Raw genomic sequence first — 14,722 nt, 5'->3', positions numbered from 1 at the left:
TTTTGGCAGCGGTTCAGCGGTTGCCCTGCACCCACTGCGCCCACGGGACCTGCCAGTCGCCGAAGCCGTCCCACGACTCCAGCACCGGGCCACCGGAGTTCTTCACGATCACCACGTCGCCCTGCTTGCTGTTGTCGAACACCCACTTGGCGTTCTCCGGCGACAGGTTGAGGCAGCCGTGGCTCACGTTGCGCCGGCCCTGGTCACCGATGGACCACGGCGCGCTGTGGAAGAAGATGCCGCTGTTCGACATCCGGTACGCCCAGTCGACCGGCGTGCGGTAGCCGCCGTTCTCCAGCGCCAGGCCGTACGTGGTCGAGTCCATGATCATGTGGGAGTGCTTCTCCATCAGCACGTACGTACCGGTGGGGGTGGCGTCGGCGGGCTTGCCCATCGACGTCGGCATGGTCCGCACGACCTGCCCGTTGACCTTGGTGATGACCTGGTGCGACTGGCCGTCGGCCTCGTGGATGACCTCGTCGCCGACCGTGGTGGTGATCACCCGGTCTTCCTGGCCGTAGATGCCGTCACCGACGTGCTTGCCGTAGACCTTGACGTGCATGGTGATCTTGGTGCCCGGCTTCCAGAACTTCTCCGGCCGCCAGTGCACCTCCTTCTTGTTGAACCAGTAGAAGGCGCCCTCGACCTTGGGCTCGGTGGTGATCTCCAGCATCTTCTCGGCCGCGACCTTGTCGGCCACCGGCTCGTCGAAGTAGAACGCCAGCGGCTGCCCCACCCCGATCGTGGTGCCGTCCTGCGGGTTCGTCGACACGTAGGTCAACGTCCGCGGCTTCACCGTGGTGAAGGACGACTCCTTGCTCTGCGGCTTGCCGTCCTCACCGGTGGCCGTGGCGACCAGCTTGTACGTCTTGCCGTAGCCGAGCGGCTCGGTGTTGGTCCACTGCGTCGACTCGGGGTTCATCTTCCCCTCGACGACCTTGCCCTCGGGGTTGGTGAGCTTGACCTCGGTCAGCTTCCCGTCCGCGGCCGTGGCGATCACCGGCAACCCGGGCGACACGTCAGCCGCGCCGTTGTTCAACGCCAGGGTCAACGTGACCGGCTTCGGCGGCGGCGGAGCACTCGATGACGTGCTCGGTGCACCGGCCGAACTCTCGCCGCCCCCTGAACAGCCTGCGATCAGCATCACAGCGACACCCGCCATGACCGCCCCACGACCGCGCCTGCCCCACATCCCCATCGACGCACTTCCGATCTACTTGTCGCCCGTCCCGAGACTGCCTGCACGAAGTCGTATTGGCGTCCCCCGACTAGGTGACGACACGAGGTGCCCCGAAGTTGCGCGAGTGGCCGGATCGTTACGTGGCCGATGTAGCCCCAGACGGGCCCTGACCAGCCGATTGGGATCAGCTCGCGGCGCTGTGCTAACGTTCTTCACGTCGGAACGGCAAGTGTCCGGCACACAAACAAGCGCCGCTAGCTCAGTTGGTTAGAGCAGCTGACTCTTAATCAGCGGGTCCGGGGTTCGAGTCCCTGGCGGCGTACTCCAGAGAAGCAGGTAGAGATTCGTCTCTACCTGCTTTTTTGCATTTCCGTACTCATTCTCCTGCTCCTCTTCAGTGCTGTGGATCACGGTTTGCGAGCCCGAGACGCGGATGATCTTCGATCGCCGGACGATCCGGCACCCGGTACGACTTGACCTTGCGCGGCACCAGGCGGGCGATGCCCTCTGCTGCAGCCTGCGCGACCTGGGGCAGAACACCGGTGTTAGGTGCCCGCGGTGATCGTGATCGAGGAGTGCCTCAGCATGCTGGACACGACCTTGATGTCCGCCCCGGACGCCGGTGTCGCCGCGCCGCGCCGCAGGTCGTGCAGGCGAATCGGAGGCAGGCCCGCCTCCGCAACGAGTGCGTTGAGTTGACGGGAGCGGTGGGCACCCAGTCGACCCTGGTCACCCCGCAGGACGGCCGCTCCAGCCGCTACGTCCGCGACCTCGCGCGCATCGAGATCTCACGGGTTGGGGCGCGAACGGCGGCCGGGCGCTGACCGCGGTCAGCGCCCGGAGCTCGCTCAGCCCCTGCTGAGTCCCGTACGGCCCGCATACCGCGCCTGCGCGCCCAGCTCCTCCTCGATCCGGATGAGCTGGTCGTACTTGGCCGTGCGGTCCGAACGCGACAGCGAGCCGGTCTTGATCTGGCCACAGTTGATCGCTACCGCGAGGTCGGCCATCGTCGTGTCCTCCGTCTCGCCCGACCGGTGCGACATGACCACCGAGTAGCCCGCCTTGTAGGCGCGCTCCGTGGTCGTCAGCGTCTCGGTCAGCGTGCCGATCTGGTTCACCTTCACCAGGATCGAGTTCGCGATCCCCTGCTCGATGCCGTCCGTCAACAGATTGATGTTCGTGCAGAGCACGTCGTCGCCGACGAGCTGGACCCGGTCCCGATGGCGGAGGTGATCAGCTTCCAGCCTTCGAGGTCGTCCGAACTCAGTCCCGCGTGGATTCGCTCAGCCCGCTCATCGACGAGCCGCTTCCGGCCCACACGCTTCAGCGCGGCCAAGATCTCCGACCGCGAGAGCTTCGCTGCGGCGTCCGGATCAGGAGCTTGCTTGAGAAGGTCCAGCACCTCACCTGCCACGAGGTCTTCGCCAAACGCTGCCAGTGCCGCCGGGAAGAAGCCGCGCAGCTGCGCGCGCAGGCGCGCGACCTTTCGTTGGCGGTCCCAGATCAAGGTCTGATGCGTGCGCGCGAGCAGCTTGATCGCCTCGGACAGCTCGCTGTCGCCAGCCACCTGACGCAGCTGGTATGAGTCCGTGCGCACCATGTCCGCCAGCGTGTGTTCGTCTGCGGCGTCGCTCTTGGCACCGGACATCGCAAACCGTTCCCGGAACCGAGCGGCCTGGCGCGGATTGGCCGCGAACACTCGATAGCCTGCGGCAACCAGCGCCGTCACCCACGGCCCGCGGTCAGTCTCGATCGCGACCGACACCTGCTCCGGCCCGCAGTCGGCGTGGTCGGCGATCAACGCATGCAACTGCTGGACGCCCTCGACACCTTCAGGCAGTCGCGTACCGCACAGCTTCTTGCCGCCGGCGTCCATGATCTCGATGTCGTGATGACCTTCAGCCCAGTCATCACCGACGAACAGCACGTCACATACCTCCACGCCTCGACGACAGCGGTCAGCGGGAGAACGCCGGCAGGTATTGGTGATGTGCTCACACCAGCGCCAGGTGGGCACAACATCCCTTAGCGGTCGCTCATCTCCAGCTACCGGTAAGCGCACGCGTCTCGGGAAGGACTCACAAACCCGCTTTAACCCAGTGCTCACCCACCAGCAACCGTCACCCACCATCGTTCCGCATCTCGCCGCCGGCATGGCCGGTCCAATGATCGGATGCAAGCCACTGACAGCCGCATCCGGCAGCGGACTTGACCTCAGCCACCGTGACGCCCGGCTCGACCGCCACTTCGGTCGACGTGCAGCAGGCACTGACTCCACAGCACGATCCCGGCCTGCGCCGCAACAGGCGCACTCACCGACGTGGTCGGCTTGGTGGCGCGCACGGTCGCGGAGTGCATGCCCTCTGCGGCCTCGAAGGTCGGCGTGATCGCGATGTCGGCGAAGCCGGCTGCTTCCAGTCCTTCGCGGTACTCGGTGAAGGTCGGGCGCCGGCGATGCAGCTGACGTAGGAGCCGCGTTCGACTCGCTCGGCGGGCGTGAGGTGGTCGTCGGCGACGACGTCGGAGATGCCGAGGCGGCCGCCGAGGCGCAGAACACGGAAGGTCTCAGCAAACACGGCGGGCTTGTCGACGGAGAGGTTGAATCCGCGTAACCAACTTGCCGCTCGCGTGAGCCCACCTGGGCAGCTCGCCCGATACCGGCCGATCTCCCTGTGGGCAGGCCTCTGCCTGGTCGATACCGCCTTGCGCCTCGGTGGCGCCACCTAGGCCGCCACGCCTGCGCGACGCTGCCTCACTTCACCTGCGGCTGCTGGTCGACGCGACTACCGAGGTTGAAAGGTCAGGGTGTGGCATCGGCGTGTCATCGCGGTGTTCGGTAGCACGAATGCGCCGTGTAGCGGGCTCCACGAGTCCGACTCAACCTGATCCGCCGGTGAGGGCAGGACCAGCTGGTTTACATGGGAGTTGACCTGCGAAGGGCCACTACCAGATCGCAGCCCGGTCCATGCTGATCTTCAGCTCCGCACAAGCGGGCCGCCGCGACGAGTCAGCCCCGCCAGCGCCTGGAGCAGGCTCAACTGGGCGGTCGTACCGACGTTGACGTACCGGGACCTGCTCGGCGAGGACGGCGATCACTCCCACCAGAGAGCGAACGGCAGCGTACGCGCTTTGCAGACCGCGAGCTTCCCACCGACCGCCGGACTGATCGGCACGGGTGCCAAGCGGCATGACAAAAGGGCAGGAGGTCAGCCCGCCAACCAGAAAGCGGAGCTCACATCACGCTGGTCGTGCGCAGCACGTACTGCTGGAACTCGTCGCTGAACAACCGGATGACCCCGGCCTCCTCCCGCACGAGCCCCAGCCGGGTCAGCAGGTCCACGTCGGCGTTCGGCAACGAGCCCGCGTCGTCGCCCGCGACCTTGCGCAGCAGGTACTCGCCGCGACGGCCGCTCACTGTGTCGAGCGTCTTGACCAATCCGCGGAACTGCGACTCGAACTGACCCGCCAGCGCGCGCCGGGCGGCTGGCACGTCGATGCGGCCGGACTGCTGGTGGATCTGCATCACCTCGTGGCACAACAAACTGAGCAGGTATGGGTGACCGCCCGCGCACTTGATCAGCGCGGCGCGGTGTTCACTCAAATCGACGCCGGCCTGCAACGCGCGGGCCAGCAGCAGGTCGATCTCTTTGTCGGCGAAGCAACCCACGTCGCAGCGCAGCGACAGCACCGCATCCAGCGTCGAGCCGCCCGCAGCGTCGATCTCGATGTTCTCCACCGGCCTGCGCGACACGGTCACCAGCCCGATGGAGAACCGTTCGCTGGCGAGCGAGCGCAGCACCTGGAACTCCGAGAGCTTCGTGAAAACACCGTCTGCCCGGTCGAACTCGTCCAGCACGACGATCGTCGAGACACCCGCGTTGGTCAGGTGCCGGTAGTAGGTCTTGACCTGGTCGCGGAGCTCCCCGTCGTCCTCGATCCCCTTGGCCTGCGCGACGATCCCGTCGAGCACCGGCAGGTACGGCTTCACGCTGGCGAGAGACCGGGACACCAACTGTTCGTGGGTCGTCCGCAGCACCGACTGGAACAACATGGGCCCGTTGTCGTGGTCCCCCACGCTGAGCGACGTGAACAGCAGGTCGGGGCGGTTCTCCGCGTCGTGCTCGACGGCCTGGGCCACGAGGCTGCTCTTGCCCATCCGCTGGAAGCCCTGCACACTCAGGTTGCCGAGCCCAGATCCGTCCCAAGTGGACCGAACGCGCCACAGGAGATCCGCCCGGCCGACGAACTCCTGTCCTGTCACGCGCTGGCCTACGCTGCGGTAGGGGTTGCCGCTCATGCCTGGCTGCCCGACTGCGCCACACTAGACAACAGCCAGTCCTGGTAGAGCCTGACCACGATCCGGTACCCGCCCGACTCCACCCGCACGACGTCGCGCAGCACGAGATCGTCCAGCAGGGTCTTCAAGTCGAAGACGCCGTCATAGACCTCGGCCACGCTGTCATAGGTCGCGGGCCCGTTCTTGCCTGCCCGCGCGATCGCCAGCAACGCGCTGCGGTACGTCGACGCGTCCACCCTGTCGGGATCGGTGTACCCGGCCGTCTCCAGGTTGTCGAAGTTGCTGGCGCGCAACGACCTCAGCGTGATAGTGCGCACCCGCTCCACGTCCGCCTCCGTCACCAGCGGCGCCTGCTGCTGGTTCATGTACTCCACGAGGTCGCGGCAGAACCTCTGGATGTAGTACGCACTTCCGCCGGTCAGCTCGGCGATGCGCTCCTTCGCCACGCCGCGGAACCGGCTGCCGCCGCGGTCCAGGATCGGCTTGTCGATCAGTAGTTCGGCGCTCGCGCTGTCGAGGTAGCTGACCCGCTCGGTCGCGAACACCCCGAAGACGTTGGCGTGGTCGGCGATCAGCCGCTCCAGCGCGTCCTGGCCGACGATCACCATGTGGAAGAGCCTGCGCTCGATGATGGCCTTCAACGACTGCATGAACGACGGCGCGAGCAGCTTCTCGCGAATCCAATGCTCGAAGTACTGGAACTCGTCGATCATCACGATCATGGTCGGCCTGTTCGTCGCGGGCCAGGCGTCCAGGTAGTCGCGCACCAGCCTGACGAACGCTGACACTGGCTGATCCTCAGCGAGGAACTCGGCCCTCGTCCACCCGCCGGAGAACAGCCGGTCCGGGCCGCGGTCGCCGAACCTCTCCGCGATCTCGCGCTCCGCCTGCTCGACGATCGCCCACAGCACCTGCGCGACCACCCTGGTGCTGTTGCCGGGGTCAGGGGTGATCGTGGCGATGTTCTCCAGGTCCACCACGATGAAGTCCGGCCGCTTCTGCAGCTCGGACTTCAGGTGGATCCGGATCGACGACTTGCCCGCGCGCTTCTGCCCGAAGATCGCGACGCCGCTGCCGGGAGTGCGCGCGTTCTCGAAGTGCTGCTGAATCCGCCGCAGCACTTCGCCGCGGCCGACGAACATCTCCGGGTCCGTGACGGTCTTGCCCGACGCGCCCTCTACGAACGGGTTGGGGGCGATCGGGTGGAAGTCGGCCTCGGACAACAGCCGGACCGCCAGCGTCACCGTGGTGGTCAGCAGGTCTTCGGTGCCGCGTGCGTGGTACTCCAGCGAAACGTTGAGCGTGAACGCTCCAGCGGCCAGCGCCTTGTCCGTGGCCCGCAACCGCACCACCTGGATGTAGTGCTGCCCGCCGCGCACCGCGCTCGGCAGCACCATCGTCGTCTCCTCGGCCTGGAACCAGTCGGGAACGTTGCTGCATCTGAGGATGGGTGACTCCAGCGGCGCGGCGTGCATTTCGTTGCCCACCTTGACCTGCACCGTGATCACGCGCGACTTGTCCACGGTGCTGGTCGCCAGTTCCTGGGTGATGGTTGGTTTGGGCGGGTACTGGCTGATCAATGCCCGGTGCGCTTCATCGACCATCCGCCCGACCTTCACCGAGGTGGGCCACACGAGTTCGACCGCGACCCTGGTGGGAGCGTGCCGCACGTTCTGCTGGATCTGGCGCATCAGCTCGGCGGCGTGGCGCAGGCTGGCCTCACGGTCCTCGAACGACGTCTCGTAGAGATATGCGCGCAGCCTGCGCAGGCCGTCAGCGAGCCTCCCCCTGAGCGCTGGATCGAGGATGTCCGGCGTCAGCGTGTCCAACCGCTCGACCGTACCGTCGAGCACGTCCTCGGTGAGACGGATGTCGGCCAGGAACTGCAACTGCGCCGACGCCTCCGGATAACGTTGCGCCTCCCGTTCGCCCAGCTTGCGCCAGACGCGAGTGATCTCGTCCGCGCTCGTGAGGCTGGACCCGTTGCTCTGCCGATCCGCCAGGTACTTGACGGCGGCGGCACGCAGTTTGTCGGAGGTGAAGATCGCTTCCAGAACCTGGTCGCTTGCTTCGTCCACTTGGGACACGAGCTGGGTGACGAGATCGAACACCTCGTCACCGTGCTGAGCATGCAGCACGGCGACGAGCTTGCCAAGTCGCGCCTCCGTGTTGCCGTGAAACGACCTCAGCGCCCGCCGCCCGTCGAGGGACCGCAGGAACCTCGACAGGGCCAGGCTGGCGTCAGACTTGTCCGCCTGCTCCTCCAGCCGATCGGCGATGCGCAACGCCTCCAGGTACAGGCCGCGCGCCGCCTCGGCACTGCGTTCGAGAACCACGTCGGCCAATGCCGTCACACCAGAGCACAGCAGCTCCAGGAAGTCGTCCCGGTGTGTCTCCCACGCGAGCACCGCGGCGGAAATGTAACTGTCCGCGCTGGCCTCGCGCACCCGGCCGCGCTGGCGGTGGGCGTTCTCCGCGAGCCGGTGCGCGTCGCCGCGGGTGGGCTTCTTGCTCTTCTCCCGCTGACGCTGCTCCCGGACGGTCACCGCTCCGCTCGAGTAGTTGGCCATCACGAAGTCGACCAGCGGGGTGATCGCCAGTTGGTCGAGCTTGCCGAGGATCTCGTTGGCCCAGCGGGGATCGACGCCGCTCGACTCACCGGTGCGGATCTGGTCGATGCGACGCCGGATGTCAACGGCCTTATCATCGTCGTCCGAGGAGAGGACCTCCTCCGCTCGCGCCAGTTCACGCTCCCCACCGCGCTGGATCAGTGCCAGCGCCATGCCTCGCCGAGCGGCCGGGGTGTCGGTCGCCACCATCACGGCGTGCCAGTCCTCCACCGAGTCCTTGCCGGCGGACAGCTTCGTGTAGGCGATCTGGTGACGGAGGTGGTTGCGCTTCGACACGGCGAGGTTCCCGCGCCGGAACTGGCGTTCCAGCACCACCAGCGCCTCCTCGAACTCCCCTGTGCCGACGAGGAAGTCGATCAGGATGTTGTCCAGCGCGTCGCCCTTGCTGACCAAACCGGCGAACTCCTTGGTGATGATGTCCAGCGCCGCTTGCGCGTCCTCGGTGCGCTTGGTCAGCCAGGCGAGGTCCTTGACGGCGCTCTCGACCCGCTCGCCCCGACGGATCGCCTCGCGGTAGGCGAGCTTGGCCCCGGCGAAGTTCTTCTCCGTCAACTCCAACCGCTTTGCCTGCTGGTAGTAACCGTCGCTGCGGCGGAGAGCCGAGTTCTGCTTGAACGCGGACTTTGCTCCTGGAGCCGCCTTGGCGACAGGCATCGTCACAACGGGCCTGACGGCGGTGGCCACGACCGGGGCGTGCGTCAACGGCCTGCGCGTCGCACCCGTGGGCCGGACCAGCGGCGTCTCGGGCGGGGTCGTCCCCCGGAGCGCGGCCTCCACGAGCTCGGTGGAGGCGGCCGCGTCATGCACGCCCAGCAGCTCGTGCAGCACACCGCGCCCGAGCCGGTAGCGGTCCACCACCCGCAGCAGCAACGGCCACAGCGTGGGGTCGGAGTGCGGCGGCACGAGGCGGAAGTACTTGATCAGCGCGAACGCCGCCGTCTCGTGGTCGTGCAACCGGGCGGACGCCACGGCCAGCAGCCGCGCGCACTCCTCGTCACCCCCGTCGAGGTCCGCCCCGGTGGCCAGGTAGGGCCGGGCCGTCTCGTACTTCTCGCTGAGGAACGCGAGAACCCCGCAGAGGTAGAACATGTCGGGGTTGTAGGGATCCCTGCGCTGCAACGGCCGCGCGCGTTCGAGGAGTCTCGTGACCTTGCCGAACCTGGGTTCCAGCTCGTGCACACGCTGGGCGTCGGCCAGGGAATTGCAGATCGACTCCAGGTCTCGCCGACACTCCTCGGCACCCGTTAGCCGCGTCCGCACGGGCAGTGCGGTCTCCTCGCTGAGTGTGTCGAGCGGGGGGTCGAGATCGTCGTACGGCTCTACCAAGACTTCGGGCACCGGCTCCTCGTGCACCACCGGCGCCGGCGCGACGGCAGGCGCCGCCACGGGTTGCTGGACGGGTTGCTGCGCAGGCGGCACGGATTGTGCGGCAGGCGTTTCCACCGGTTGCGGCGGCGCAGGCAGCTGAGCCACTGGCGATGCGAGCGGTGACGCCAGCGAGACGAGCAGTGGCGCGGGCGGCGGCCCTAATCCCACCACCCTGCGCACCATCAGGATCGTGCTGAGCAACAGGGCGACGTCCGCCCCGTCGTCCTGACGCACCCGCAACCGGTCGGCGGCGAGCTCGACTAGGTCGCCGACCACCTGGTCGCCGAAGCTCAGCTTTATCTCCACCCGATCGCCCACGGCCGCGACCGAGCTGACGAAATCCGCGTCCATCGTGCTTCCCCTGTCCCGCCCACGTCACCGAACCGACGCGCGCACTTCGCTGCCAATAAAGGTGTTCCACGGAACGTCGGGCAACGCGCCGTCCTCGAACAACACGGCCTTGCGCGCCCTCACCGCCTCCAGCAACACCTCGGTCCCCCGTTCACCGCTCTCAGAACCGATGCGCAGCAATAACAACGCGACAACCACCCCGCCCCACCACAGCGGGTGGTAGACCACGCCCAGCGTGCCGGCCAACCCGGCGAGAGGAATCGCGAGCGTCGCCCGGAACTCGGCCTCGGCCCGGGCCTGGTCCCAGCCAGCCCACAACTCCTTCTCTGCCGTGATCAACCGGGTGGGCACCAACTCCAGCAGCTCACGAGCAGCCTGAGACACGAGCGCTTCGGCACCGGCACGAACCAGCGCGTTCTCCCCCTCGTCTGATCGATCGGCGAGCCGGGCCCGCGCGCTCCGGAAGTCACTCGCACACTGCGACGACGTCCCGGCCTTCAGCTCCTGCCGCAACCGAACGGCCGTAACCTCGACCAACTGCTCGAGCACCCGGCCGGAAACCCCGGCGAACACAGCACGGGAGGTAGCCCGGTAGACCTCGCGCAACCCCCTGCGCCCCAAGCGAATTCCGACGAACCGTGCCACGACCCGTAACACCGACTGCCACAACACGCCCACTAGGTACATGGCGAGCCCGAGCCCCGCCAGCGCGACTGGCCGCCCCAGCGCCGTGGCGAGGGTGGCCAGATCCCGAACGAGCCCAGTCCTCCCAGCCGCGCCAAACCGGCCAACCCCGTGCGCCAGGACAACGGCCAACGCGATCACCGCACCAGCGGCGACAGGCGTGCGTAGCTGCCGAATACCGGGAAGCAAACTGGACAACAAAACGGCTCGCCTCCAATCACACTGCCGAACGTCTTACCGCCATCGCACCAAGCCCGCTCCCTGTTACTCCGCAACAACGTTCCATGCATTAGTTCAACCCGCCTGGAATCAGCACCGGCTGCGGAGCGTGCGCGCCGGGCTACGGATCAGCGATTCACCTGAATGCGAGCGAAGTGGTGCAACGGCGGAGCAGCCCGCGCGACATTCACGTACGACAACACCATCGACGTTCAGGCTGAAGGAGTGAGCCCTTTTCATCCTGCGACGACTTCGTAGTCCTGTAACACCTGGATGGCTTTGGCCAGTCGGCCTGTGCGGCGGGGACAGCGGCGGAGTTTGCGGAGGATGCGCCAGGTCTTGAGCTGGATTGGCGCGTTCACGGGGCTGCGCAGGCGGGCGTGGGCGCGGTTGGCGTCCTTCTGCGACTCGGGTTTGTTGCGGCCCTTGTACGGAGTGATCACGTGCGTACCGGCGTCGTCTTAGCCGTGGTAGCCCTTGTCGCACAAGGCAATCGACACATTTCCTACTTTATCGGGGTCCATGATCTGAGGAATCGCTACGACGACGTCGATGGTGACAAGCAGGCGTCCAAGTTCAAGTGAAACCGTCTCACGATCGTCGGCGCCTGTCCCAGGTCGATGCACCACCATGATCAATGGTTCGCCGGATACCCAGTAGGTGTTACGACTCCAAGCGTGTCTGTGCGAGGTCTTCTTGCGCGACGCATAGCCGGCCAAGTTTGCGCGCAGCGCACATCGCTGACACAGCCCCCAGTGAACGCCGTCCTGAGTCGACACGGATCACCGGTTGCAACTCTCCCGCCCTCACCTGCGATCTACCGGCCAGTCGTTGAGTGGGCGGAGGCAACCATGGGCTTCTCGGTGAAGATCGCACCGGGCGTACGCATCCGAGCATCGAGCCGCGGAATCCGCACGAGCGTCGGACCACGGGCAGCCCGACTCCACGTCGGCGCCGCTCCCCTGGCGGCAGACGAAGTTCGGCGAAAGCATCAGAAGCACGCTCTCGTCGGCATTGGTCTGTTCCAGCGTTCCGCTCGGCGGGAAGCCAAGGCACGAGCGGAGGCCACTGCCGCTGCCGAGATCCAAGGGCTTGCCGCCCAGCGATCACTAGCTCATGCCCAGCACCAGTTCGACTTGGACAGTGGTGGAAAGCCTTGCAGGACAACGACGAAACCGTCGTGCTCGAAGTGCTCTCAGCGGCCTTCGAAGACAACGAAGCGCCAGCTGCACCGGTTGGCGTGGACGGCTCCGAACTGACCGCCGTGGTGCTTGTGCCGACCGTTGACATCGTGCCGGAGAAGAAGCCGACCACGACCGCCACGGGCAACCTCAGTCTCAAGAAGCTCACGAAGACCGAGCGAAACAACCTGCATCTGATGCTTGTGGCCTCGCACATGCTCCTCACGGTTCGCGAGGCGCTCGCGGTAGCGCCGGGAATCACCGCAGTGCGGGTCGCCGCACTCCAGCAGTCCCGTGTTGATTCCTATGGCGCACCGCAGATCGACGTGCTGTTCGGTGCTCGCTTTGAACGCGGCCGCCTTGCTGCTGTGCGTTGGGATGACGCCGAGGCCAACAACATCATCCACGACACCGCTACCGAGGTCGTGGCGAACCTCAAGCGCACGACGCACGAGCTTCTGCCCATCGACCTCGCCACGGAGCCAGAAATCCAGGACCTTCTTGGCCAGGTCGAGATCGGCGAGCTGGTCGACCGCCAGTAGAACGACACGAGCCGATATTCGATCCACACTCTGGCGTCGGCCAAGATCCCCTGACGCACCCGCCGGCATAGGTCGCCACAAGACCGGCCCCCACACGACGCCGATCGGAGTACACATCTGTCATGGACGACCTGCTCGATGAACGCAGCCGTGAGCTGACCCACTTCGGCGAACCGGCCCGCTTCGACATCCGTATGTTCCCGCTGCTGACTGCGGAACGCCCGACCGGCGTGTTGATCGACTCCAGCACCTACGCGCTGCGTGAGGTAGTGGCGGAGATCGGATTGCAGTTCAAACGGGAGACCGGGTACGACCTCGGCCCGTTCGATCCCTCCAACCCGGACTACCAAGGCGTCCTGATCAACTCACAGAGGTTCTCCGCAACGTTTCCGATCGCGGCGGGCGCGGCCCGCTTCAGTCGCGAAGAGGACAAGTGGTGGATGGACTGGGTGTGGGTTCACCCTTACGAGCGCGGAACTGGCCTCTTTCGCCAATCGTGGAAGGAGATGGAGCGTCTATACGGGTGTTCCACATCGACGGGCCGTACTCGGCCTCCATGAGCAACTCCCTTCGGGACCAGCAGATCGACCCGAGCCGGTTGAACCGTCCTCTGGGCGACGGCCAGCACGATTGACCTATGTGGCTGAGGCGCACACCTTGGCCGCGACTTCGCGTCGAACCACCGCGATCAGCTCACGTGCCTGGACAGTGCCGATCTCCAGCTCCCTGCGAAGCACTTCGGCCGGAATCGGCCGCATGTGCGACGCCCAGTACCGCGCATCAGCACGGCGAGCACGCACCAAGTCGTCCTGTGTGGGCGCCTCAGAGTCCAGCTCATCACGCTCATCGTGTTCGCGAGCAGCCTGGACAGATACAGGCGGCCGGGCACGGCCGAGTGCCTGCAAGACCTGCGGGCCGACCTCCGCCCAACCGATCAACAACACCGGACCAACCGCGTCGAACGCCGCCTTGCCGTACTCACCGCTCAACAAAGACTCGGCCACGTTGAGAGCCAGCGACACCATGCTGACGAACAACGTGAACCTGCGCAGAGGCTGAAGCTCCCCCGCCGAAGCGCCGCGCAACGCGGGGTACCTCGTCGCCAGAAGCAGCCCAAGGATCGACAAGTCGACCGCTGGCGCGATCAACGGGGCCGCCCACACTGGTACTCCGAGTCGCAGCGCGAGGCTGAGCACGTTGCCGAAGCCGAAGAGAAATGTGAGACCGACAACCGTCGCGATGGTCGACGTGACGGCCCGCGTCACGTCCTGTAGAACCCCCGAATGCGAGCCCGGGACGGGCCCGAGGTCCCTGGCCTGCAACGACACTGGACGGCATGGAACGACAGGCTGCGCCTCAGCTTCTTGGATCTGACGTGTAGAAATGGCATCAGCCGACATCATTTGGCACCCTCGTCGAGGACCACCCGAGGACTCTTAATCAGCGGGTCCGAGGTTCGAGTCCCTGGCGGCGCACTCCAGAGAAGCAGGTAGAGATTCGTCTCTACCTGCTTCTCTGCATTCTGCGTGCGCATTCTCGTTCTCCGTTTCTTCGCTGTGGATCATGCTTTGCGAGCCCGAGGCACGAGACGGGCGATTGTCCGTGACGTCGCAGGATGCAGCGGTGCGCCGTCCGGCTCGGTGAACATGAGGCCGAGGTCGACCCACGCGCCGACCGCAGGAGCGTGCGATGTGGCCGAACCATGCGTTCGGCCAGCCAGGCCTCTCGACGTGTTCAGGTTGCGGTGCAGCCGCCGTCGACGGCGAGGATCGCCGGTGATGTAGCGCACGAGCTGGTTCACGCCGCCTTTGCTGGCGGCGTAGGGCGCCAGGGTGGGCACGCCGACCTGACCGGCGATCGACGAGGTCATGGTGATCGACCCGGCGAGGTCCTGGCCGATCCAGTGCCGGGCGGCGGCTTGGCGGGCAAGCCCGAGGTTGCCCCAGGCGTCTCCCGCCGCTCCGCGCTCACGCTGTTGCCGGGACTGGTGAGCACACAGCCAGGCAGGAACGTGTCATCGCCACCGGCGCACTGGTGTACTCGCTGTGGGCCGGCGCGTTCGGCTCGCACGTCGGCGACGGCGGCGCGGGACCTGGCTGGACACCGCGTTGAGCCTGCTGACCGAGCACACCGAGTGCGACCAAACGTCCGGGAAGGACGGTGCGCGCTCAAACCGTTCCACCACAGGACATCGGTAAGGAAGAGGTCAGGGCTGAAGCAGCTCGACGAGGCGGTTCCTGAACGCGGTGAGGGCCACCCGGAAAGGGTGG

General features: G+C 66.4%; 10 protein-coding genes, 1 tRNA gene and 2 pseudogenes. 5 read left to right on the top strand and 8 right to left on the bottom strand.

The genetic code is table 11. From position 1 onward, the window contains the following. Positions 1–13: 13 nt before the first annotated feature. Positions 14–1,162, bottom strand: a complete 1,149-nt coding sequence (locus DI276_RS44150; RefSeq protein WP_232837342.1) for a L,D-transpeptidase — start codon at positions 1,160–1,162, stop codon at positions 14–16. A 266-nt stretch (positions 1,163–1,428) separates the two neighbouring features. Between DI276_RS44150 and DI276_RS44145 the strand changes: the two genes are divergently transcribed. After that, a tRNA-Lys gene (locus tag DI276_RS44145) sits at positions 1,429–1,502 on the top strand. A 373-nt stretch (positions 1,503–1,875) separates the two neighbouring features. Then, a complete protein-coding gene (locus tag DI276_RS53190) occupies positions 1,876–2,004 on the top strand; it encodes a hypothetical protein (protein ID WP_269814364.1) in 129 nt (42 codons plus the stop codon). Between the two features lie 24 nt (positions 2,005–2,028). On the opposite strand, the pseudogene DI276_RS53645 reads toward DI276_RS53190, so the two are convergent. Beyond that, a pseudogene (locus DI276_RS53645) lies at positions 2,029–3,107 on the bottom strand (IS110 family transposase). 393 nt (positions 3,108–3,500) lie between these two features. Between DI276_RS53645 and DI276_RS50575 the strand changes: the two are divergent. Next, entirely contained in the window at positions 3,501–3,644 is a 144-nt protein-coding gene (locus tag DI276_RS50575) for a hypothetical protein (protein ID WP_157985338.1), read from the top strand. Between the two features lie 768 nt (positions 3,645–4,412). On the opposite strand, the gene DI276_RS44120 is transcribed toward DI276_RS50575, so the two are convergent. The 4 genes and pseudogenes from DI276_RS44120 to DI276_RS44105 form a co-directional block, all read right to left on the bottom strand. Further along, positions 4,413–5,477, bottom strand: a complete 1,065-nt coding sequence (locus DI276_RS44120; protein ID WP_157985337.1) for an ATP-binding protein — start codon at positions 5,475–5,477, stop codon at positions 4,413–4,415. Beyond that, positions 5,474–9,826, bottom strand: a complete 4,353-nt coding sequence (locus DI276_RS44115) for an ATP-binding protein (protein WP_112275370.1) — start codon at positions 9,824–9,826, stop codon at positions 5,474–5,476. The genes DI276_RS44120 and DI276_RS44115 overlap by 4 nt, the downstream gene beginning before the upstream one ends. A gap of 24 nt (positions 9,827–9,850) precedes the next feature. Next, entirely contained in the window at positions 9,851–10,471 is a 621-nt protein-coding gene (locus DI276_RS44110) for a hypothetical protein (RefSeq protein ID WP_157985336.1), read from the bottom strand. 494 nt (positions 10,472–10,965) lie between these two features. Beyond that, a pseudogene (locus DI276_RS44105) lies at positions 10,966–11,223 on the bottom strand (transposase family protein); the annotation flags it as partial. 662 nt (positions 11,224–11,885) lie between these two features. On the opposite strand from DI276_RS44105, the gene DI276_RS44100 reads away from it, so the two are divergent. Both DI276_RS44100 and DI276_RS44095 read left to right on the top strand, forming a co-directional pair. Next, positions 11,886–12,452 carry a hypothetical protein gene (locus DI276_RS44100; RefSeq protein ID WP_112275366.1) on the top strand — a complete coding sequence of 189 codons (567 nt, stop codon included), beginning with the start codon at positions 11,886–11,888 and terminating at the stop codon, positions 12,450–12,452. A gap of 122 nt (positions 12,453–12,574) precedes the next feature. Then, entirely contained in the window at positions 12,575–13,012 is a 438-nt protein-coding gene (locus DI276_RS44095; protein ID WP_112275364.1) for a hypothetical protein, read from the top strand. A gap of 75 nt (positions 13,013–13,087) precedes the next feature. On the opposite strand, the gene DI276_RS44090 is transcribed toward DI276_RS44095, so the two are convergent. Next, positions 13,088–13,855 (bottom strand): hypothetical protein, encoded by a 768-nt coding sequence (locus DI276_RS44090; protein WP_232837341.1) that lies wholly within the window; start codon positions 13,853–13,855, stop codon positions 13,088–13,090. A gap of 158 nt (positions 13,856–14,013) precedes the next feature. Then, positions 14,014–14,451, bottom strand: coding sequence for an SDR family NAD(P)-dependent oxidoreductase (locus DI276_RS51650; RefSeq protein WP_198681297.1), 438 nt, complete (start codon positions 14,449–14,451; stop codon positions 14,014–14,016). Positions 14,452–14,722: the final 271 nt, after the last annotated feature.

This window comes from Lentzea terrae (genome assembly GCF_003265345.1).
GTDB lineage: Bacteria > Actinomycetota > Actinomycetes > Mycobacteriales > Pseudonocardiaceae > Lentzea > Lentzea terrae.
This window is presented reverse-complemented; position numbering and strand designations above follow the sequence as displayed.